General features: G+C 65.5%; 15 protein-coding genes and 3 rRNA genes. 4 read left to right on the forward strand and 14 right to left on the reverse strand.

Annotated features, from left to right (window positions below; all coding sequences use genetic code 11):
• Positions 1-164: 164 nt before the first annotated feature.
• Complete coding sequence (locus OG866_RS19185) at positions 165-452, reverse strand: glutaredoxin family protein (protein ID WP_329336296.1); 288 nt, start codon at positions 450-452, stop codon at positions 165-167.
• Positions 453-570: 118 nt separating this feature from the next.
• Between OG866_RS19185 and OG866_RS19190 the strand changes: the two genes are divergently transcribed.
• The 3 genes from OG866_RS19190 to OG866_RS19200 all read left to right on the forward strand — a co-directional run bounded on the left by OG866_RS19190 (position 571) and on the right by OG866_RS19200 (position 4,100).
• A complete protein-coding gene (locus tag OG866_RS19190) occupies positions 571-1,491 on the forward strand; it encodes an HAD family hydrolase (RefSeq protein ID WP_194083959.1) in 921 nt (306 codons plus the stop codon).
• A gap of 351 nt (positions 1,492-1,842) precedes the next feature.
• A complete protein-coding gene (locus OG866_RS19195) occupies positions 1,843-2,619 on the forward strand; it encodes an ECF subfamily RNA polymerase sigma factor, BldN family (protein WP_329336298.1) in 777 nt (258 codons plus the stop codon).
• A 245-nt stretch (positions 2,620-2,864) separates the two neighbouring features.
• Positions 2,865-4,100: a DUF5667 domain-containing protein gene (locus tag OG866_RS19200; protein WP_329336300.1), complete on the forward strand. Its 1,236-nt coding sequence runs from the start codon at positions 2,865-2,867 to the stop codon at positions 4,098-4,100.
• A 64-nt stretch (positions 4,101-4,164) separates the two neighbouring features.
• Here the strand turns inward: OG866_RS19200 and OG866_RS19205 are convergent, their stop codons facing one another.
• The 12 genes from OG866_RS19205 to OG866_RS19260 all read right to left on the reverse strand — a co-directional run bounded on the left by OG866_RS19205 (position 4,165) and on the right by OG866_RS19260 (position 17,476).
• Complete coding sequence (locus OG866_RS19205; RefSeq protein WP_329336301.1) at positions 4,165-5,223, reverse strand: lysophospholipid acyltransferase family protein; 1,059 nt, start codon at positions 5,221-5,223, stop codon at positions 4,165-4,167.
• A gap of 14 nt (positions 5,224-5,237) precedes the next feature.
• Positions 5,238-6,311 (reverse strand): NAD-dependent epimerase/dehydratase family protein, encoded by a 1,074-nt coding sequence (locus OG866_RS19210; RefSeq protein ID WP_329336303.1) that lies wholly within the window; start codon positions 6,309-6,311, stop codon positions 5,238-5,240.
• Positions 6,312-6,547: 236 nt separating this feature from the next.
• Positions 6,548-6,646 carry a 30S ribosomal protein bS22 gene (locus OG866_RS19215; protein WP_003948845.1) on the reverse strand — a complete coding sequence of 33 codons (99 nt, stop codon included), beginning with the start codon at positions 6,644-6,646 and terminating at the stop codon, positions 6,548-6,550.
• A gap of 121 nt (positions 6,647-6,767) precedes the next feature.
• On the reverse strand, positions 6,768-6,980 hold the full coding sequence (locus OG866_RS19220; RefSeq protein WP_004984898.1) for a helix-turn-helix domain-containing protein: 213 nt from the start codon (positions 6,978-6,980) through the stop codon (positions 6,768-6,770).
• Between the two features lie 129 nt (positions 6,981-7,109).
• A complete protein-coding gene (locus OG866_RS19225; RefSeq protein WP_329336304.1) occupies positions 7,110-7,925 on the reverse strand; it encodes a phosphatase in 816 nt (271 codons plus the stop codon).
• 463 nt (positions 7,926-8,388) lie between these two features.
• A complete protein-coding gene (locus OG866_RS19230; RefSeq protein WP_329336305.1) occupies positions 8,389-9,564 on the reverse strand; it encodes an acetoin utilization protein AcuC in 1,176 nt (391 codons plus the stop codon).
• Positions 9,515-10,732, reverse strand: a complete 1,218-nt coding sequence (locus OG866_RS19235) for an MFS transporter (RefSeq protein WP_329336307.1) — start codon at positions 10,730-10,732, stop codon at positions 9,515-9,517. Before OG866_RS19235 ends, OG866_RS19230 begins: the two co-directional genes overlap by 50 nt.
• A gap of 82 nt (positions 10,733-10,814) precedes the next feature.
• Positions 10,815-11,528 (reverse strand): VC0807 family protein, encoded by a 714-nt coding sequence (locus OG866_RS19240; RefSeq protein ID WP_329336308.1) that lies wholly within the window; start codon positions 11,526-11,528, stop codon positions 10,815-10,817.
• A gap of 81 nt (positions 11,529-11,609) precedes the next feature.
• The gene (locus OG866_RS19245) at positions 11,610-12,254 is read right to left on the reverse strand and encodes an HAD family hydrolase (protein WP_329336309.1); all 645 of its coding nucleotides are present in this window, start codon (positions 12,252-12,254) and stop codon (positions 11,610-11,612) included.
• A 61-nt stretch (positions 12,255-12,315) separates the two neighbouring features.
• Positions 12,316-12,432: ribosomal RNA gene (gene rrf, locus OG866_RS19250) — 5S ribosomal RNA — on the reverse strand.
• 96 nt (positions 12,433-12,528) lie between these two features.
• Positions 12,529-15,649, reverse strand: a 23S ribosomal RNA gene (locus tag OG866_RS19255).
• 301 nt (positions 15,650-15,950) lie between these two features.
• Positions 15,951-17,476 (reverse strand): 16S ribosomal RNA (locus OG866_RS19260).
• The 16S, 23S and 5S rRNA genes sit together here, the layout of an rRNA operon.
• Positions 17,477-18,318: 842 nt before the next feature.
• Between OG866_RS19260 and trpS the strand changes: the two genes are divergently transcribed.
• A complete protein-coding gene (trpS, locus tag OG866_RS19265; protein ID WP_329336310.1) occupies positions 18,319-19,338 on the forward strand; it encodes a tryptophan--tRNA ligase in 1,020 nt (339 codons plus the stop codon).
• Between the two features lie 46 nt (positions 19,339-19,384).
• Here trpS and proC read toward each other — a convergent pair whose 3' ends face one another.
• Positions 19,385-20,194, reverse strand: coding sequence for a pyrroline-5-carboxylate reductase (gene proC / locus OG866_RS19270; RefSeq protein ID WP_329336311.1), 810 nt, complete (start codon positions 20,192-20,194; stop codon positions 19,385-19,387).
• Positions 20,195-20,291 lie beyond the last annotated feature (97 nt).

Below are 20,291 nucleotides of genomic sequence, written 5' to 3' on the forward strand. Positions count from 1 at the left end.
TGTCTTTGTGAACGCGTGCACAAAGATGGTGTCCGATTTGCCCGGCCAACGTGACCGGCGTCACGCACTGCGGTCTCGGGGGCAAAACGGGTCACTCTCCTCACGAATCCCACCCCCAAGGCCAAGCCGCCAACGATCCTAAGCGAGTTTGCGGATCGTTTGGACTACTCGGTCAGTGCCCTACGCAGTCGATCTTCGTTCACCCGCCAGAACGTGTGCTGTTCACCGTCGACGAGTACGACCGGAATCTGCTCCCAGTACTGGTCGTGCAGCGTCTGATCTGTGGAGATGTCCTTCTGCTCCCACCGCGCCCCGACCTCGCCACACACCCTCTCCACCACGGCCTGTGCGTCATCACACAGATGACAACCGGGCTTGCGGATGAGGGTGACCAGCCGGTCCTGAGGCGCCACGGACGGCTTCCGGCGGAAAAGAGGACTCATACCGGCCATTGTCCCGCGCCCCTCGACCCGCCCGCGAGCAGTCCTTTAACGGCGGAGTCGCGGAGAGTTCACACCCTCCAAACCTCTCGACTCCGGAAGCTCCGAACAAACTGGCTATGCTCACGCCATGGCCGCTCTCGGATGGCTCACTCCCCGTAGGCGCTCCGCCACGGCGCGGAGCGTGTTGGCAGGCGAGGCCTCGGCGGAGGCCGCGCGCAAGTCGTCACAGGAGGTCGAGGAGACCTCAACCCCGGAACCGGAGTTCCCGGTACTCGGCGACGACAAGGCAGCCGCCTTCTTCGACCTCGACAACACGGTGATGCAGGGCGCCTCGCTCTTCCACTTCGGCCGGGGCCTGTACAAGCGGAAGTTCTTCGAGACCCGCGACCTCGCCAAGTTCGCCTGGCAGCAGGCCTGGTTCAGGCTGGCCGGCATCGAGGACCCCGAACACATGCAGGAGGCCCGCGACTCGGCCCTCTCCATCGTGCAGGGCCACCGCGTCTCCGAGTTGATGTCCATCGGCGAGGAGATCTACGACGAGTACATGGCCGAGCGCATCTGGCCCGGCACCCGCGCCCTCGCCCAGGCCCACCTGGACGCGGGCCAGAAGGTATGGCTCGTCACGGCGGCCCCCGTGGAGATCGCCCAGGTGATCGCCCGCCGCCTCGGCCTGACCGGCGCGCTGGGCACGGTCGCGGAATCGGTGGACGGCGTCTACACCGGCAAGCTGGTCGGCGAACCGCTCCACGGCCCCGCAAAGGCGGAAGCGGTACGCGCGTTGGCCTCGGCGGAGGGCCTGGACCTCTCCCGCTGCGCCGCCTACAGCGACAGCCACAACGACATCCCCATGCTCTCCCTGGTCGGCCACCCCTACGCGATCAACCCGGACACAAAACTGCGCAAGCACGCCCGCCAACTGGACTGGCGCCTGCGCGACTACCGCACCGGCAGGAAGGCCGCGAAGGTCGGCATCCCGGCGGCAGCGGGAGTAGGCGCGGTAGCCGGAGGCACTGCGGCCGCGATCGCTCTTCATCGCCGGCGCCGGTAACCCACCCAGGGGCGCGGGGAACTGCGCGACCAGCCACGACGCACCCGCACCCAAATCCCAACCGATACCCCCCACCACCCTCACCCAGTCCTCTTGTCGGCACACGGCCACAACACGCCCCGACCCTGACCGGAACTCGATCTCAAACGATCAACAACCGGTCACTCTGCGGTACTTGAGAGGGCATCAATCGGTTACAGAAGCGACGTAATCGATGAATAGAGCAACTGGGTGTAGCAGTGCCTGCACGAAGCGTTATTCTCCTCAGACGCAATCCGGTACCCCTCCGTCGCTACGACGGGTGAACGGTCCCGTACTGCACGTGATGGAAGCTCTGCCTCTGGGAGTCCCGTGTACTCACACGTCGGGGTTGACGCCTCGGGCCTGGCTACGCTGCGCGCGACGGTCAACAACCTCATGCGCTTCGTCCCCACCGCGTACGCCGTCCCCGCCCTTGCCGTAGCCACCGCACCAACCGGCCCGTGCTACGCACTGGCCGAGAGCAGCGCGGCCGTCGGCAGAAGGGGACGCTCGGCCGGCGCGGCCACCACCACCGCCCGCCGTCCCGCGGCGGACAGCGACAGCGCCCGGATGATGGACCTCGTGGAGCGGGCCCAGGCCGGCGAGGCCGACGCGTTCGGGCGGCTCTACGACCAGTACAGCGACACCGTCTACCGGTACATCTATTACCGCGTGGGCGGAAAGGCGACCGCCGAGGACCTCACCAGCGAGACGTTCCTGCGGGCGCTCAGAAGGATCGGCACCTTCACCTGGCAGGGCCGCGACTTCGGCGCGTGGCTCGTCACGATCGCCCGCAACCTCGTCGCCGACCACTTCAAGTCGAGCCGCTTCCGCCTGGAAGTGACCACCGGCGAGATGCTCGACGCCAACGAGGTCGAGCGCTCCCCGGAGGACTCGGTCCTGGAGTCCCTCTCCAACGCCGCGCTCCTCGACGCCGTGCGCCGGCTCAATCCACAACAGCAGGAGTGCGTGACGCTCCGCTTCCTCCAGGGCCTGTCCGTCGCCGAGACCGCGCGCGTGATGGGCAAGAACGAGGGCGCGATCAAGACCCTCCAGTACCGGGCCGTCCGCACCCTCGCCCGGCTGCTGCCGGAAGACGCCCGCTGACTCACGCCACGCTCCGCCACTTTCCGCGACACCCAACTCACGGTCGGTTAAAGTCCGTTGACTTCGCGATCCGATCATCCGCAGTCCGTAACCCAAGTGCCGCGCCGCTCGTTGTGCGGGATGCAGGCTCCCTGTGGTCACTCCCTGGCCGACTTCGATCACTCGATCGAGTGCATGCGGTCAGGGCGTGCAACCCTCAGGACCCCCTGGGGAGTCGACCGTCATGACGAGAGGAGGTGCCGCCAGTGATCGCGAACGTATCGGCGCACCGGCGGGCGAACGCCTTCGCCCAGGCCCTGGAGGACGAGTCCGACCGGGGCACGGCGGCCCAAGAGGCCGAAGGACCGGCGCCCGACCCGGCCGCCGCCGAACAGACCGGGAGCGGCCGCATGGTGGCCCTCGCGGAATGTCTCGGCGAGCTGCCGAAACCGGAGCTGGATCCCGAGGTCAAGGTCGTCCAGCGGGCCCAGCTGGTGGCAGCGTTCGAGGCCATGCTCCAAGAGGGCACCGTCGGGGGCGAGACAGGCAACGCGTCGGTGCCCGAGCAGCGCTCGCATCGCGCGCGAGGCGCCCACCGGGCGACCGGACTGGGCAAACTACGACCGCGTTCCCGGCTCACCAAGGGCCTGGCCGCCGGCGGGCTCAGCGTCGGCGTGGCCGCGGGAGCCTTCGGCGGGGTCGCGGCGGCCAGCTCGGACGCCCTCCCCGGCGACTCCCTCTACGGCCTCAAACGCGGCATCGAGGACTTCAAGCTCAACTACCTGTCCGACGGGGCCGACGAGCGCGGCCAGTCCTATCTCGACCAGGCCTCCACCCGGCTCAACGAGGCCCGCAGGCTGATGGACCGCGACCGCGGCGGCCAACTGGACCACGAGTCGCTGGGCGAGATCCGCCGCGCCCTGTCGGGCATGCAGTACGACGCCTCAGAAGGCCACCGCCTGCTGCACGAGGCGTACGAACGCGACCCGGACTCCCTCGGCCCCATCCAGGCCCTGTCCTCCTTCTCGCGCTCGCACCGCGAGGTCTGGGGCGCCCTCCGCGACCGCCTCCCGGTCCAGCTGGGCGACGTCAGTCAGCAGGTGTCGTCGGTGTTCGACGCCATAGACGAAGAGGTCGCCCCGCTCGAGTCCCTGCTCCCCCAGCCCCCCACCCAGGGCGGCGGCACGGGCAGCAGGCAGAGCGGTTCCGGTACGGCGTCCACGGGCACCTCCGGCTCCGACCGCTCGACGGCCCCGAGCAAGGGCAGCAACACGTCCGACGGCACGGGCACGGGCTCCGGCAGCCCCAGCCACTCCGCCTCGTCCGGCAGCGAGGACGGCCTGCTGGGCGGCAACACCGGCGGCCTCCTGGACCCCCCGGAGACCGGCACCAGCACCTCCACGCCCACCACCACCCCGTCCACCGAACCGGACGTCACCCTCCCGCCCCTCCTCCCGGGCCTCCTGCCCGGCCTGGGCATCGACGGAGAAGACGCGAGCTAGAGACGGCCGTACGACAGTGGGGGCGCCCTTCTCAGGAAGGGCGCCCCCACTGTCGTACCACCAACTAGAAGAACACCGACCGCCGCTGCACCAGCAACTTGTAGAGCGTGTGCTGGATCTGTTCGCGTACCTGGTCCGTCAGGTTGAACATCAGCATCGGGTCCTCCGCCGCCTCCGGCGGATAGCCGTCCGTGTGGATCGGCTCGCCGAACTGGATCGTCCACTTCGTCGGCAGCGGAATCGCACCGAGCGGACCGAGCCACGGAAAGGTCGGCGTCAACGGGAAGTACGGGAAGCCGAGAAGGCGGGCCAGGGTCTTGGCATTGCCGATCATCGGGTAGATCTCCTCCGCGCCCACGATCGAGCACGGGATGATCGGGGCGCCGTTGCGCAGGGCCGTCGAGACGAAGCCGCCGCGGCCGAACCGCTGGAGCTTGTAGCGCTCGCTGAACGGCTTGCCGATGCCCTTGAAGCCCTCCGGCATGACCCCGACCAACTCGCCCTGGCCGAGCAGCCGTTCGGCGTCCTCCGCGCAGGCCAGGGTGTGGCCGAGCTTACGGGCCAGCTCGTTCACCACCGGCAGCATGAAGACCAGGTCCGCCGCCAGGAGGCGCAGATGCCGGCCCGCGGGATGGTTGTCGTGGACGCCGACCTGCATCATCAGGCCGTCCAGCGGCAGCGTCCCGGAGTGGTTGGCGACGATCAGCGCGCCGCCCTCCGCCGGGATGTTCTCGATGCCCTTCACCTCGACCCGGAAGTACTTCTCGTACACCGGCCGCAGCAGCGACATCAGGACCTGGTCGGTCAACTCCTCGTCGTAACCGAAGTCGTCGACGTCGTAGTCCCCGGTGAGACGGCGGCGCAGGAACGACAGACCACCGGCGATACGCCGCTCGATACCGCCGGTACCGCCCTCGTCCTGCGGCCCGACCGGCGGCGACTGTTCCTCACGCGTCACAGGAACATCATCCTGCGCCGACGCCCTGCTGGGCAGGGGTTGGACCTCACGGACCAGCGAGGACTCCTTACGCCGGCTCCCCGCACCGCGCCGCCGCGCCGGCCGCTGCACGGCAGCCCCGCGGGACCTGTCGTCGTCGAACGGAATGACCTTGGCGTCCGCCATCGTTGATGCGCTCCTCAGTTGGCGCTCTGCGTCGGGGGGTGGCTCGGAAGGTGGCCGCCGCCCAGGGCGGGCAGCGCGGCGATCCGGTCGACGGCCCCCGCGAGGGCCTCCGGCGGCAGCAGCCCGGGACCGCGGACCCGCGCGAAGTCCGCGAAGGTCTCCGCCGTCGTGTACTTCGGCCGGAATCCGAGCGTCTCGCGCATCTGGACCGTCGACACGACCCGGCCATGGGTGAGCAGCCGGATCTGTTCGGGCGAGAAGTCCGTCACCCCCAGCGTACGGACCAGCGAGCCCGCCCAGGTGACGGCAGGCAGCAGCAGCGGCACGGTCGGCCGCCCGAGCCGCCGCGAGCACTGCGAGAGCAGCAGCACCCCGTCGCCGGCGATGTTGAAGGTGCCGCTGTTGAGCGTGCCCCGCTCCGGCTCGTGCGAGGCGATGCGCAACACCTCGATCACGTCGTCCTCGTGGACGAACTGCAACCGGGGGTCGTACCCGAACACGGTCGGCAGGACCGGCAGCGAGAAGTACGAGGCGAGCGGCGTGTCCGCGCTCGGCCCGAGGATGTTGGCGAACCGCAGCACACACACGGCCACATCGGGCCGCCGCCGCGCGAACCCGCGCACATAGCCCTCGACCTCGACGGCGTCCTTGGCGAACCCGCCGCTGGGCAGGGACTTGGGCGGGGTGGTCTCGGTGAAGACAGCGGGATCTCTGGGCGCCGACCCGTACACGTTCGTACTGGACTTCACCACCAGCCGCTTGACCGTCGGCGACTTCTGACAGGCACCGAGCAGCTGCATCGTGCCGATGACGTTGGTTTCCTTGACCGTGGTCCGGCTGCCACTGCCGAGCGCCATCGCCGTCACGTCCAGGTGTACGACGGTGTCGGCGGCCGTCTCGGCCAGTACGCGCGCGATGGTCGGCTGCCGGATGTCGGCCTGGATGAAGTCGGCACCGCCCAGATGGTGCTCGGGCGGCACGGCGTCCACGGCGATCACCCGGTCCACCCGCGGGTCACGCTGGATGCGTCGGACGAACCGGCCCCCCAGTTGACGGGCCACTCCGGTCACGAGCACGACCTTGCCCAAGATCAGCGCCTTCCTTCCCGCACTCGTCCCCCTGCGTACCCTGCCGCGTTCCCCGTCTGCGGCCAACCTAGCGGGTCGATGTTGCGCTGTGATGACCGCCCAATGCACGAAGTGACGACATCCACAGTCGTACGACCAGACCAGGCCATGTGAAGGAGTGCTGCACTCCGGGTATGCGTGTGGCCCCCCACCGGGTGTGGTGGGGGGCCACAGTCACACTGCCTGCGCAGCGTCGCTTACTTCTTGTTGCGACGCTGAACGCGCGTGCGCTTGAGCAGCTTGCGGTGCTTCTTCTTGGCCATCCGCTTGCGCCGCTTCTTGATAACAGAGCCCACGACTACCCTCGCTCACTTCTCATCACTCGGTGCTGGGCGCCATGGGCCCATACGACCTACAAGGGGCCAGCCTACCCGCCCGAGCGCTGAGGTCGTAATCGAGGGCGTCGCCGACCGATGATCAGGCGGTTTCCACCCCCACATAACTCTCGCGAAGGTACTCGTGAACCGCTTGCTCGGGGACGCGGAAGGACCGCCCCACCCGGATCGCGGGCAGATGACCGCTGTGCACCAAGCGGTACACGGTCATCTTCGACACTCGCATCACCGAGGCGACTTCCGCCACGGTAAGGAACTGAACCTCGTTCAGAGGCCTCTCGCCAGCTGCAGCCATGACACACCTGAACCTTCCGCACTCGACGGCCACCGGCTTCCCCTTCCGGTGACTCTTCGTCGCTGCGTGCTCACTCCCCAATGTAGGGGCGGGTGATGCGAGTGGGGAAGAGGTGCACCCATCGGCGGCCTACTGTGACAGACACGCTCGATTGAGTACGTAGCGGGTAAGCGGCCGGTAGTAATCGGACCGCACAGCGTCATCAAGTGGAACGACGACGGACACGACCCCTTCGGCCTCCCCCACGAACAACGCGGGATCATCCGTGTCGGCCAGCCCAATGGCCTCAAACCCCAGCTGACCTGCCCCGCAGACCCACCCGTGGTCCCCGATGACAAGCTCGGGCAGCCCCACGCCCTGCTCCGCGGCGGCCCCCAGCACGGTCCGAACCGGGAGCGGCGAATGCGTGTGTACGCCGGTCGCACGACCGGAGCTCAACTCGCCGGGTTCCCGCACCAGCGCGACTCCTCGTACGTAGTCAAGGTTGTACGTGCGTAGTCCGAACCGGGTCGTTATGTCGACACAGTGACCCTGCGCTGGGGTGAGGACGGTACATCCCGCCGCCGACAGCGCGTCCGCCAACCCGGCGTAGAACCCGAGCAGCCGATGCGGATGACCGGTCCCCAGCAACACCGTGGCGCCACGCTCCGCGACAGAGCCGAGCCGAGCAGCGAAGGCGTCAAGCGCGACGAGAGTCCGCTCAGGATCGATCACATCATGGCCAGTTGTATGCCCGGGATCGCCAGAAACCCCGCACTTATCGGCCATCAACCCGATCAAATCCCGCTGCTCCCAAGTCCGCTCGGGATCAAGCCCGATCAGCACCCTAGGATCCCGAGCGGCGAAAAGCCGATAACTCCGCAGACTCTCCTCCCGCGAGGTAGCCACGGTCCCGGCCAGACGAGCAGCCAACAGATGGGCGCGCATCGCGCCGGTGCTCAACACGGGAGCGATGCTGACGGACGCAACGACCGACCGACATGGGAACACGAAAACACCGCACAGTTGGCGTAACGACACCCGCCCCACTGCCCCAGCCACGCGCAGTCGCACCACAGCGCCCGACACCCACCCAAGCAGCGGCCCACCCGTCCACCACAGCTGCGGCCAGTCGCACCACAGGGCCGACACCCACCCACCCACCACAGCTACCGGCAGTCCCACCGCAGCGCCGACACCCACCCGCCCGCCGCAGCTGCCGGCAGTCGCACCACAGGGCCTGCGTCCGCCCATCCGCCGTAGCTGCGGGCAGTCGTGCCGCTGGGGCGGCACGGGTGGGCGCAGCGGCACCCCGCCAGCGCGGGCGAGCGAAACCCACCCCCGCCCAGCACCGACGCCGGGCAACCACCCAGCCCAGCCCGGCCAGCCGAGCCGAGCCGAGCCGAGCCGAGCCGAGCCGACAGCAGCCCTACGCCAACAACCCCCGCAACGGAAACACCGCCCGCCGAGTAGCCAGCACCGCCTGATCCAGCCGGTCCGCCGGGTCGTACCCCGCCTCCCAGCCCGCCCACTCCACCGGCCACCGCCCATCAGTCATCCGCATGGGCGCCAACTGCCGCGTACGCGCGAACACTTCCTGCCGCCAGCTCTCCGGAACCACACTCTCCGGCGCCAACTCCCGCCCCGCAGCGATCCCCACGAGATGCGTCCACGACCGAGGCACGACGTCCACCACCGCGTACCCGCCCCCGCCCAACGCCACCCACCGCCCGTCGGCGTAAGAGTGCGCCAGCTCATGACAGGCCACCTGCACAGCCCGCTGCGCATCCAACGACACGGCCAGATGTGCCAACGGATCCTCGAAGTGCGTATCCGCCCCGTGCTGCGTCACCAGCACCTGCGGCCGGAAGTCGGCCAGCAGCTCAGGCACCACCGCATGGAACGCCCGCAACCACCCCGCGTCCCCGGTCCCCGCAGGCAACGCGACATTGACCGCACTCCCCTCCGCAGCACCCGCCGCCCCGGTCTCCTCGGCCCACCCGGTCTGCGGAAACAACGTCCGCGGATGCTCGTGCAGCGAGATCGTCAGAACCCGCGGATCCTCCCAGAACGCCGCCTGCACCCCGTCCCCGTGATGCACATCGACATCCACATACGCGACCCGCTCCGCCCCCAACTCCAACAACCGCGCGATCGCCAGCGAAGCGTCGTTGTAGATACAGAACCCCGACGCACCCCCCGGCATCGCATGATGCAGCCCACCCGCGAAGTTCACCGCGTGCAGCGCGTCCCCGCGCCACACCGCCTCAGCAGCCCCCACCGACTGCCCCGCGATCATCGCGGACACCTCGTGCATCCCGGCGAAGGCGGGATCGTCCAGCGTCCCGATCCCGTACTCCCCGACCGCCGCCCCGGGATTCTCCGACGCCGCCTTCACGGCCTCGATGTAGTCCTCCCGGTGCACCAGCCGCAGCGTCGACTCCCCGGCGGGCTTCGCGGCCACGACCTCCAGCTCCCGGTCCAGCCCGAAGGCACTCACCAGGCTCCGGGTCAGCGCAAGCCGGACCGGATCCATCGGATGCTCCGGACCGAAGTCATATCCCGTTACTGCCTCGTCCCACATCAGCTGTGCGCGGCCGCTCATGCCCGCCACCGTATCGGTCCGGTTGAGCGGCGAACGACCGGGCGTACACAAGCGTCACCAGCACCAACACCATCGGCACCAGCATCGCCCCGCGATAACTCCAGGCGTCGCCCAGCGCCCCCACCAACGGCGAACCGATCAAAAACCCCACATAGTTGAAGACATTGAGCCGGGCGACAGCCGCATCGGACGCCCCCGGAAACAGCCGTCCGGCCGCCGCGAAGGTCTGCGGCACCAGCACACACAGCCCCAGCCCCAGCAACGTGAACCCGAGCATCCCGACCCACGCCCCCGGCGCCGAAGCCACCACCGCGAACCCGAGCGCGGCCACCACGGCCCCCGCCCGCACCACCGTCACGGCCCCGAACCGCCGTACCCCGAAGTCCCCGAGCCCCCGCCCGATCAGGGTGGTGATCATGTAGACGTTGTACGGCACGGTCGCCAACTGCTCCGAGCTCCCCAGCACGTCCTGCAAATACTTGGCGCTCCAGTTGGAGACGGTCGAGTCCCCGATGTACGCGAAGGTCATCACCAGACACAGCGGCAGCAGCGCCTTGAAGACCACACCGCCCCCGCCCCCGCCAGCCTGCGCCTCCACCGGCTCGGGATCACCGCTGTCGACGTACCACCGACTCCCGACGAAGGCGGCCGGCAGCAGCACGACCACCACCGGCAGATACGACACGAACAACGCCAGATCCCAGTGCGCCCCCACCCACGCCAGGGACGCGCCCACGATCCCGCCCAGGCTGAACACGGCATGGAAGCTGAGCATGATGCTCCGCCCGTACGCCCGCTGGAGACTGACCCCGAGCATGTTCATCGAGGCGTCCAGCGCACCCACGGCGAGCCCGAAGGCGGCCAGCGCGATCGCCAGCTCGACCATCGCGTCCCCGGCCCCGACCCCGAGCAGCGCCAGCAGCACGACCGGCTGGGCCCAGCGCAGCAGTCGGCTCGGCGGTATTCGCTTCACCACCTTCTCGGTCGTGACGCTCCCGACCCCGGCCAGCACCGGTACGGCGGCCAGGAAGGCCGGCAGCAGCGCGTCGGAGATGCCGTACCGGTCCTGGATCGCCGGAATCCGCGTCACCAGCAAGGCAAAGGCGACCCCCTGCGCAAAGAAGCTGAACGCCAACGAGGCCCTACCGCGCCGCAGCACATCTGTCATGGCGGCGAGCGTAGGGCCCCGGACTACCCGTGGGTAGATCCAGCCAAAGATGAATTTCCCTCAGCTTTGACGAGCAAGCCCGTCAGGCGGCGATGGCGACCCCCACCTTGGCAGCCTTCTCGGCCCCGGCCTCAGCCTCGACCTCCGCGGCGATCATCCGCTCCATGGGCCCGGCGGCCAGCGCCCCACCGACCACCATCCCGAGCACCATCGCCCCGACCATGACGACCGAGCCCAGCCACACCATGGTGTCCACGGGCACGGTGTACGCCCCCACGATCCGCACCACGCACTCCGCGAGCAGCACCACACCCCACACCACCGAGAAGACCCGCTCGGCCCGCCGGAAGTCCGCCGAGGCAGAACCTACGGCGGTACCGCCCAGGAGCCGCTCCCACGCTGCCTGCTTGGCCGCGTCCGCCTTGACGAGGAAAGGCTTGAGAGCGGCCGTCATCATCGGCCGCCCCAGCACCACCGACACCAGGATCCCGATCCCGACCGTGCTGCTGACCGCACTGTCCTTGGCGAGCATCAGCCGCGGATCCCCGGTGACAAAGCTGAGCAGCAGCGACACGACGTTCACGACCAGGATGAGCCCCGCGAGCCCGTTGGCCTTCCGCTCCCTGACCGCACACCACACCGTCCGCCCGGCAGGCACCACACTGCTCCAGGCCAGCGCCGCGAAGGTACTCATCCCGAAGGCGTCCCGGAAGAGGTAGTACGACCCGACAGGCACCGCCACGTCCAGGACCAGGGGGCGGAAGGGGTTCTGCTTGCTCGTACTCGTCGTCTTCATGCCCTCAGCTTCTCGTCCGCCGGGGGTCTCCCAGTAGAAACGATCGTCCGGAGCTCGCCATGACAAATGTCAGGCGCGAGGTCACCGCAGCAGACCCACCAAGTCCCCCATGTCGGAGAAGAGTTGAGTGGCATCGGCGAGCTTGGCGGCAGGCGTCATGGCGGTGAACCCGTACACCTCCATGCCGGCCGCCACAGCCGCCTGCACCCCCAGCGGACTGTCCTCGACGACGACACACCGCTCCGGCGCCACCCCCATCCGCTCAGCGGCGTACAGGAACAGATCCGGCGCCGGCTTACCCCGCCCCACATCCTGCGAACTGAAGACCCGCGACTCCTCGAACCACCGGTCCAGCCCCGTCGTCCGATGCCCCACCCGAATCCGCTCATGACTCCCGGACGAGGCCACGCAGTACGGCACTCCGGCGCCCGCCAGCTCCTCCAGCACATCCACCGCACCGCCCACGGGCTTCAACTCCCGCTCGAACGCGTCAAACACCCGCCCGTGAAAGACGTCGTCGAACTCCGCCGGCAACGGCTCCCCCGTACGCTCCAGCACCAGATCATGGATCCGATGCATCGCGGACCCCATGTAGTCCCGGATGGAGTCCTCGTACGAGGTCGGGTGCCCGAGCTCCGTCAGATAGGCGGCCAGCAAGCGATTGGAAATCGGCTCGCTGTCCACGAGGACACCGTCATTGTCGAAAATCACCAGGTCATAGCGCATGACCCTGAGCCTAAACGCAGAAAACCCCGCACCGAACCGGTGCGGGGTTTTCTCAAATTTTGTTCGGCGGCGTCCTACTCTCCCACAGGGTCCCCCCTGCAGTACCATCGGCGCTGTAAGGCTTAGCTTCCGGGTTCGGAATGTAACCGGGCGTTTCCCTCACGCTATGACCACCGAAACACTATGAAACTGTCAAACATGCCGCACCACACCCGTGACCATGGGCATGGGGCCGTTCGTGGTTTCAGAACCAACACAGTGGACGCGAGCAACTGAGGACAAGCCCTCGGCCTATTAGTACCGGTCACCTCCACCCATTACTGGGCTTCCAGATCCGGCCTATCAACCCAGTCGTCTACTGGGAGCCTTACCCCATCAAGTGGGTGGGAATACTCATCTCGAAGCAGGCTTCCCGCTTAGATGCTTTCAGCGGTTATCCCTCCCGAACGTAGCCAACCAGCCATGCCCTTGGCAGAACAACTGGCACACCAGAGGTTCGTCCGTCCCGGTCCTCTCGTACTAGGGACAGCCCTTCTCAATATTCCTGCGCGCGCAGCGGATAGGGACCGAACTGTCTCACGACGTTCTAAACCCAGCTCGCGTACCGCTTTAATGGGCGAACAGCCCAACCCTTGGGACCGACTCCAGCCCCAGGATGCGACGAGCCGACATCGAGGTGCCAAACCATCCCGTCGATATGGACTCTTGGGGAAGATCAGCCTGTTATCCCCGGGGTACCTTTTATCCGTTGAGCGACGGCGCTTCCACAAGCCACCGCCGGATCACTAGTCCCGACTTTCGTCCCTGCTCGACCCGTCGGTCTCACAGTCAAGCTCCCTTGTGCACTTACACTCAACACCTGATTGCCAACCAGGCTGAGGGAACCTTTGGGCGCCTCCGTTACTCTTTAGGAGGCAACCGCCCCAGTTAAACTACCCATCAGACACTGTCCCTGATCCGGATCACGGACCCAGGTTAGACATCCAGCACGACCAGACTGGTATTTCAACGACGACTCCACAACCACTGGCGTGGCCGCTTCAAAGTCTCCCAGCTATCCTACACAAGCCGAACCGAACACCAATATCAAACTGTAGTAAAGGTCCCGGGGTCTTTCCGTCCTGCTGCGCGAAACGAGCATCTTTACTCGTAGTGCAATTTCACCGGGCCTATGGTTGAGACAGTCGAGAAGTCGTTACGCCATTCGTGCAGGTCGGAACTTACCCGACAAGGAATTTCGCTACCTTAGGATGGTTATAGTTACCACCGCCGTTTACTGGCGCTTAAGTTCTCAGCTTCGCACGCCCGAAAGCGCACTAACCGGTCCCCTTAACGTTCCAGCACCGGGCAGGCGTCAGTCCGTATACATCGCCTTACGGCTTCGCACGGACCTGTGTTTTTAGTAAACAGTCGCTTCTCGCTGGTCTCTGCGGCCACCCCCAGCTCGGAGAGCAAGTCCCCTCACCAGTGATGGCCCCCCTTCTCCCGAAGTTACGGGGGCATTTTGCCGAGTTCCTTAACCATAGTTCACCCGAACGCCTCGGTATTCTCTACCTGACCACCTGAGTCGGTTTAGGGTACGGGCCGCCATGAAACTCGCTAGAGGCTTTTCTCGACAGCATAGGATCATCCACTTCACCACAATCGGCTCGGCATCAGGTCTCAGCCTTAATGAGCGGCGGATTTGCCTACCACTCGGCCTACACCCTTACCCCGGGACAACCACCGCCCGGGATGGACTACCTTCCTGCGTCACCCCATCACTCACCTACTACCACCTTGGTTCGGCGGCTCCACCACTTTCCTTTCCCCGAAGGGTCCGGAACGGCTTCACGGCCTTAGCATTAATGGGTTCGATGTTTGACGCTTCACAGCGGGTACCGGAATATCAACCGGTTATCCATCGACTACGCCTGTCGGCCTCGCCTTAGGTCCCGACTTACCCTGGGCAGATCAGCTTGACCCAGGAACCCTTAGTCAATCGGCGCACACGTTTCTCACGTGTGTATCGCTACTCATGCCTGCATTCTCACTCGTGAACCGTCCACCACTAGCTTCCGCTGCGGCTTCACCCGGCACACGACGCTCCCCTACCCATCCATACAGGCGTTGGCCCTATTGTATGAATGACACGACTTCGGCGGTACGCTTGAGCCCCGCTACATTGTCGGCGCGGAATCACTAGACCAGTGAGCTATTACGCACTCTTTCAAGGGTGGCTGCTTCTAAGCCAACCTCCTGGTTGTCTGTGCGACTCCACATCCTTTCCCACTTAGCGTACGCTTAGGGGCCTTAGTCGATGCTCTGGGCTGTTTCCCTCTCGACCATGGAGCTTATCCCCCACAGTCTCACTGCCGCGCTCTCACTTACCGGCATTCGGAGTTTGGCTAAGGTCAGTAACCCGGTAGGGCCCATCGCCTATCCAGTGCTCTACCTCCGGCAAGAAACACACGACGCTGCACCTAAATGCATTTCGGGGAGAACCAGCTATCACGGAGTTTGATTGGCCTTTCACCCCTAACCACAGGTCATCCCCCAGGTTTTCAACCCTGGTGGGTTCGGTCCTCCACGAAGTCTTACCTCCGCTTCAACCTGCCCATGGCTAGATCACTCCGCTTCGGGTCTTGAGCGCGCTACTCTATCGCCCTATTCGGACTCGCTTTCGCTACGGCTTCCCCACACGGGTTAACCTCGCAACACACCGCAAACTCGCAGGCTCATTCTTCAAAAGGCACGCAGTCACGAGAACAAGGCAAGCCTTGTTCCGACGCTCCCACGGCTTGTAGGCACACGGTTTCAGGTACTATTTCACTCCGCTCCCGCGGTACTTTTCACCATTCCCTCACGGTACTATCCGCTATCGGTCACCAGGGAATATTTAGGCTTAGCGGGTGGTCCCGCCAGATTCACACGGGATTTCTCGGGCCCCGTGCTACTTGGGTGTCTCTCAAACGAGCCGCTGATGTTTCGACTACGGGGGTCTTACCCTCTACGCCGGACCTTTCGCATGTCCTTCGCCTACATCAACGGTTTCTGACTCGTCTCACAGCCGGCAGACTGTGAAAGAGAGATCCCACAACCCCGTATACGCAACCCCTGCCGGGTCTCACACGCATACGGTTTGGCCTCATCCGGTTTCGCTCGCCACTACTCCCGGAATCACGGTTGTTTTCTCTTCCTGCGGGTACTGAGATGTTTCACTTCCCCGCGTTCCCTCCACATACCCTATGTGTTCAGGTATGGGTGACAGCCCATGACGACTGCCGGGTTTCCCCATTCGGAAACCCCCGGATCAAAGCCTGGTTGACGACTCCCCGGGGACTATCGTGGCCTCCCACGTCCTTCATCGGTTCCTGGTGCCAAGGCATCCACCGTGCGCCCTTAAAAACTTGGCCACAGATGCTCGCGTCCACTGTGCAGTTCTCAAACAACGACCAGCCACCCGTCACACACCGCTCACGCGATGCTTCACCGGGGCCGGCATCGAGGGGGTTCATTCCCTCAGACACCCAACAGCGTGCCCGACACCCTCGCCACTCATGATCAGCTTTCCACGCTCCGAAGAGCAGTACTGGCAGTCCGAGATGACTGAAAGTGCCGAATAATCAACGTTCCACCCATGAGCAACCAGTGCGAGACATTCGCTCGCATGCTGGCCTCTGGACAACCTTGCGGCTGCCTAGAAGTGCTCCTTAGAAAGGAGGTGATCCAGCCGCACCTTCCGGTACGGCTACCTTGTTACGACTTCGTCCCAATCGCTGGTCCCACCTTCGACAGCTCCCTCCCACAAGGGGTTGGGCCACCGGCTTCGGGTGTTACCGACTTTCGTGACGTGACGGGCGGTGTGTACAAGGCCCGGGAACGTATTCACCGCAGCAATGCTGATCTGCGATTACTAGCAACTCCGACTTCATGGGGTCGAGTTGCAGACCCCAATCCGAACTGAGACAGGCTTTTTGAGATTCGCTCCACCTCACGGTTTCGCAGCTCATTGTACCTGCCATTGTAGCACGTGTGCAGCCCAAGACATAAGGGGCATGATGACTTGACGTCGTCCCCACCTTCCTCCGAGTTGACCCCGGCGGTCTCCTGTGAGTCCCCATCACCCCGAAGGGCATGCTGGCAACACAGGACAAGGGTTGCGCTCGTTGCGGGACTTAACCCAACATCTCACGACACGAGCTGACGACAGCCATGCACCACCTGTACACCGACCACAAGGGGGGCACTATCTCTAATGCTTTCCGGTGTATGTCAAGCCTTGGTAAGGTTCTTCGCGTTGCGTCGAATTAAGCCACATGCTCCGCTGCTTGTGCGGGCCCCCGTCAATTCCTTTGAGTTTTAGCCTTGCGGCCGTACTCCCCAGGCGGGGAACTTAATGCGTTAGCTGCGGCACCGACGACGTGGAATGTCGCCAACACCTAGTTCCCACCGTTTACGGCGTGGACTACCAGGGTATCTAATCCTGTTCGCTCCCCACGCTTTCGCTCCTCAGCGTCAGTAATGGCCCAGAGATCCGCCTTCGCCACCGGTGTTCCTCCTGATATCTGCGCATTTCACCGCTACACCAGGAATTCCGATCTCCCCTACCACACTCTAGCTAGCCCGTATCGAATGCAGACCCGGGGTTAAGCCCCGGGCTTTCACACCCGACGTGACAAGCCGCCTACGAGCTCTTTACGCCCAATAATTCCGGACAACGCTTGCGCCCTACGTATTACCGCGGCTGCTGGCACGTAGTTAGCCGGCGCTTCTTCTGCAGGTACCGTCACTTTCGCTTCTTCCCTGCTGAAAGAGGTTTACAACCCGAAGGCCGTCATCCCTCACGCGGCGTCGCTGCATCAGGCTTTCGCCCATTGTGCAATATTCCCCACTGCTGCCTCCCGTAGGAGTCTGGGCCGTGTCTCAGTCCCAGTGTGGCCGGTCGCCCTCTCAGGCCGGCTACCCGTCGTCGCCTTGGTGAGCCATTACCTCACCAACAAGCTGATAGGCCGCGGGCTCATCCTTCACCGCCGGAGCTTTCAACCACCACAGATGCCTGCGGTAGTGGTATCCGGTATTAGACCCCGTTTCCAGGGCTTGTCCCAGAGTGAAGGGCAGATTGCCCACGTGTTACTCACCCGTTCGCCACTAATCCCCACCGAAGTGGTTCATCGTTCGACTTGCATGTGTTAAGCACGCCGCCAGCGTTCGTCCTGAGCCAGGATCAAACTCTCCGTGAATGTTTACCGGTAATCCGGTGCACACACACGAGAGCGGAACCACCGGAGGAATAATCCGATGGTTCACAGCGTCCTCGCTGTATGTTTCTTCAAAGGAACCTCGCCCCAACCGGAACCGGTCGGAGACGGGGTATCAACTAAATCTGGCGTTGATTTTTGGCACGCTGTTGAGTTCTCAAGGAACGGACGCTTCCTTTGTACTCACCCGAGAGACTCTCTCAGGCTTTCCTCCGGGCTTTTCCCTTCGGTCTTGCGTTTCCGACTCTATCAGACCGTTTCCGGTTCCGATTTCCTCGGTGCTTTCCAGGTTTCCGCTTTCGCGTTTCCCTTTCCGGCGGTTCCGACTCTATCAGATCCTTTCGGGCCTGACTCCCAGTCAGCGGGGCTTGTCTTCCCGGCCGTTGGGCCGTTCCGACGAGTGAGACTTTAGCGGATTCCCGGCCCCCGAGCTAATCGGGGGTCCGCGTCCTTTCGAACGTGGATTCCTCATTTCGCGAATACGCACGCCAATACGCACGACGACAGGTCGTCGATTGTTTGCTGGTACCTGCGGAATGGCTGTCCGGGGACCGACCGGAGTCGGCTCTCACGTCGGACAACTCGGAGAACACTACGGACCGGGTCCGGGTGTGTCAACCCCACCCCGGAGGGGACCCTCCAGGCGTACTGTGGGACGCATGACGACGCGTACGTACACCCAGCTGTGGTGGGCCGCCTGACGGCGGCCGGACCTACGTATGCACTCAACGGCCGCCGCTTCGGCGGCCGTTCTCGTATCTCCTCCGGAGCTCCAGGGGGACGGCCCGCACAGGCGGCGGTCCCGACCAGGAGATGGAGTAGAGATGACAAGGGTCTTCAGTGGGGTCAAGCCGACCGGGCATCTGACGCTGGGGAACTACCTGGGGGCCATGCGGCGGTGGGCTGCCGTGGACCAGCACCAGGCCGACGCGCTCTTCTGCGTCGTAGACCTGCACGCGCTGACCGTGGACCACGATCCGGCGCGGGTGCGGCGGCTCAGTCGGCAGGCGGCGACCCTGTTGCTTGCCACGGGGCTGGATCCGGAGCTGTGCACCGTGTTCGTACAGAGTCATGTGGACGAGCACGCGCGGCTGTCGTATCTGCTGGAGTGCGTGGCCACGGACGGTGAGATGCGGCGGATGATCCAGTACAAGGAGAAGGCCGCGCGGGAGCGGGAGCGTGGCGGGAGTGTGCGGCTGTCGCTGCTGACGTATCCGGTGCTGATGGCGGCGGACATCCTGGCGTACCGGACGGACGAGGTGCCGGTCGGAGACGACCAGGCGCAGCATGTGGAGCTGGCGCGGGACATCGCGGTGCGGTTCAACCAGCGGTACGGCCATACGTTCGTGGTGCCTCGGGTCACGCGTCCCGGTGTGGCGGCTCGGGTCATGAATCTTCAGGATCCGGCGTCGAAGATGGGGAAGAGCGACGACGTCGGGCCTGGGATCGTCTATCTGCTGGACGAGCCGGACGTCGTACGGAAGAAGGTCATGCGGGCGGTGACCGACAGTGGGTCCGAGGTCGTGTACGACCGGGAGGCTCGGCCGGGGGTGGCCAATCTGCTGGAGATCCTCGCGGCGTGCTCGGGTGGGAACCCCGAGGAGCTGAGCGGTGTATATGAGTCGTACGGCGCCTTGAAGAAGGACACTGCGGACGCCGTGGTGGAGGTTCTGAGGCCCGTGCAGGAGAGGCACAAGGAGTTGTGCGCGGATCCTGGCTATGTGGAGGGGGTGCTGCGGGATGGTGCGGAGAAGGCTCGGGCGATGGCCCGGCCGACCGTGGATGCCGCGTATCGGGCGATCGGGCTGCTGCCGGCGGCTGCCGATATCGGGGTGACCGCTTAGAGCATGCGCTGGGCCGCCCCTCCCTGGGGTGGGGCGGCCGGTGTCGTCAGTTGTTGCCGGAGGCCAGTTCGCGGCTGCGGTCGCGGGCGGCTTCGAGGGCGGCGATGAGGGCCGCTCGTACGCCGTGGTTCTCGAGCTCGCGGATGGCGTTGATCGTCGTGCCCGCGGGGGACGTGACGTTCTCGCGGAGCTTGACGGGGTGTTCGCCGCTGTCGCGGAGCATCGTGGCGGCGCCGATCGCGGACTGGACGATGAGGTCGTGGGCCTTGTCGCGGGGCAGGCCGAGCAGGATGCCGGCGTCCGTCATGGCTTCGACCAGGTAGAAGAAGTACGCCGGGCCGGAGCCGGAGAGGGCGGTGCAGGCGTCCTGCTGGGACTCGGGCACGCGCAGCGTCTTGCCGACGGCGCCGAAGATCTCCTCGGCGTGGGCGAGGTGGTCGGCGGTGGCGTGGCTGCCGCCGGAGATGACGGACATGGCCTCGTCGACGAGGGCGGGGGTGTTCGTCATGACGCGGACGACCGGGGTGCCCGCGGCGAGGCGCTCCTCGAAGAAGGAGGTGGGGATGCCTGCCGCACCGCTGATGATCAGTCGGTCGGCGGGGACGTGCGGGGCGAGCTCGTCCAGGAGGGTGCCCATGTCCTGCGGCTTGACCGTAAGGATCAGGGTGTCGGCGGTCTTGGCGGCCTCGGCGTTGGTGACCGGCGTGACTCCGTAGCGCGCGCGGAGTTCTTCGGCTCGCTCCTGCCGGCGGGCGGTGACGAGGAGGCCGGCCGGGGCCCAGCCGCCTCGGATCATTCCGCTGAGCAGGGCTTCGCCGATCTTGCCGGTGCCGAGGACTGCGACTTTCTGGGTCATGGCTGCGGGTGCCCTCCGGGGGTTGCGTCGTCCGGGGTTCATCCTCGCACCGGGGGTGGGGGTGTGGCTCGGTTGTCCGGTGGGCGGGACGTCGGCC

Source organism: Streptomyces sp. NBC_00663 (genome assembly GCF_036226885.1).
GTDB lineage: Bacteria > Actinomycetota > Actinomycetes > Streptomycetales > Streptomycetaceae > Streptomyces.

What these genes read in the sequence shown, in the direction of transcription:
- OG866_RS19185 (WP_329336296.1), bottom strand. Translation starts at nt 452, where the DNA reads ATGGCCGGTATGAGTCCTCTTTTCCGCCGGAAGCCGTCCGTGGCGCCT.
- OG866_RS19190 (WP_194083959.1), top strand. Translation starts at nt 571, where the DNA reads ATGGCCGCTCTCGGATGGCTCACTCCCCGTAGGCGCTCCGCCACGGCG.
- OG866_RS19205 (WP_329336301.1), bottom strand. Translation starts at nt 5,223, where the DNA reads ATGGCGGACGCCAAGGTCATTCCGTTCGACGACGACAGGTCCCGCGGG.
- OG866_RS19220 (WP_004984898.1), bottom strand. Translation starts at nt 6,980, where the DNA reads ATGGCTGCAGCTGGCGAGAGGCCTCTGAACGAGGTTCAGTTCCTTACC.
- OG866_RS19230 (WP_329336305.1), bottom strand. Translation starts at nt 9,564, where the DNA reads ATGAGCGGCCGCGCACAGCTGATGTGGGACGAGGCAGTAACGGGATAT.
- OG866_RS19235 (WP_329336307.1), bottom strand. Translation starts at nt 10,732, where the DNA reads ATGACAGATGTGCTGCGGCGCGGTAGGGCCTCGTTGGCGTTCAGCTTC.
- OG866_RS19240 (WP_329336308.1), bottom strand. Translation starts at nt 11,528, where the DNA reads ATGAAGACGACGAGTACGAGCAAGCAGAACCCCTTCCGCCCCCTGGTC.
- OG866_RS19245 (WP_329336309.1), bottom strand. Translation starts at nt 12,254, where the DNA reads ATGCGCTATGACCTGGTGATTTTCGACAATGACGGTGTCCTCGTGGAC.
- trpS (WP_329336310.1), top strand. Translation starts at nt 18,319, where the DNA reads ATGACAAGGGTCTTCAGTGGGGTCAAGCCGACCGGGCATCTGACGCTG.
- proC (WP_329336311.1), bottom strand. Translation starts at nt 20,194, where the DNA reads ATGACCCAGAAAGTCGCAGTCCTCGGCACCGGCAAGATCGGCGAAGCC.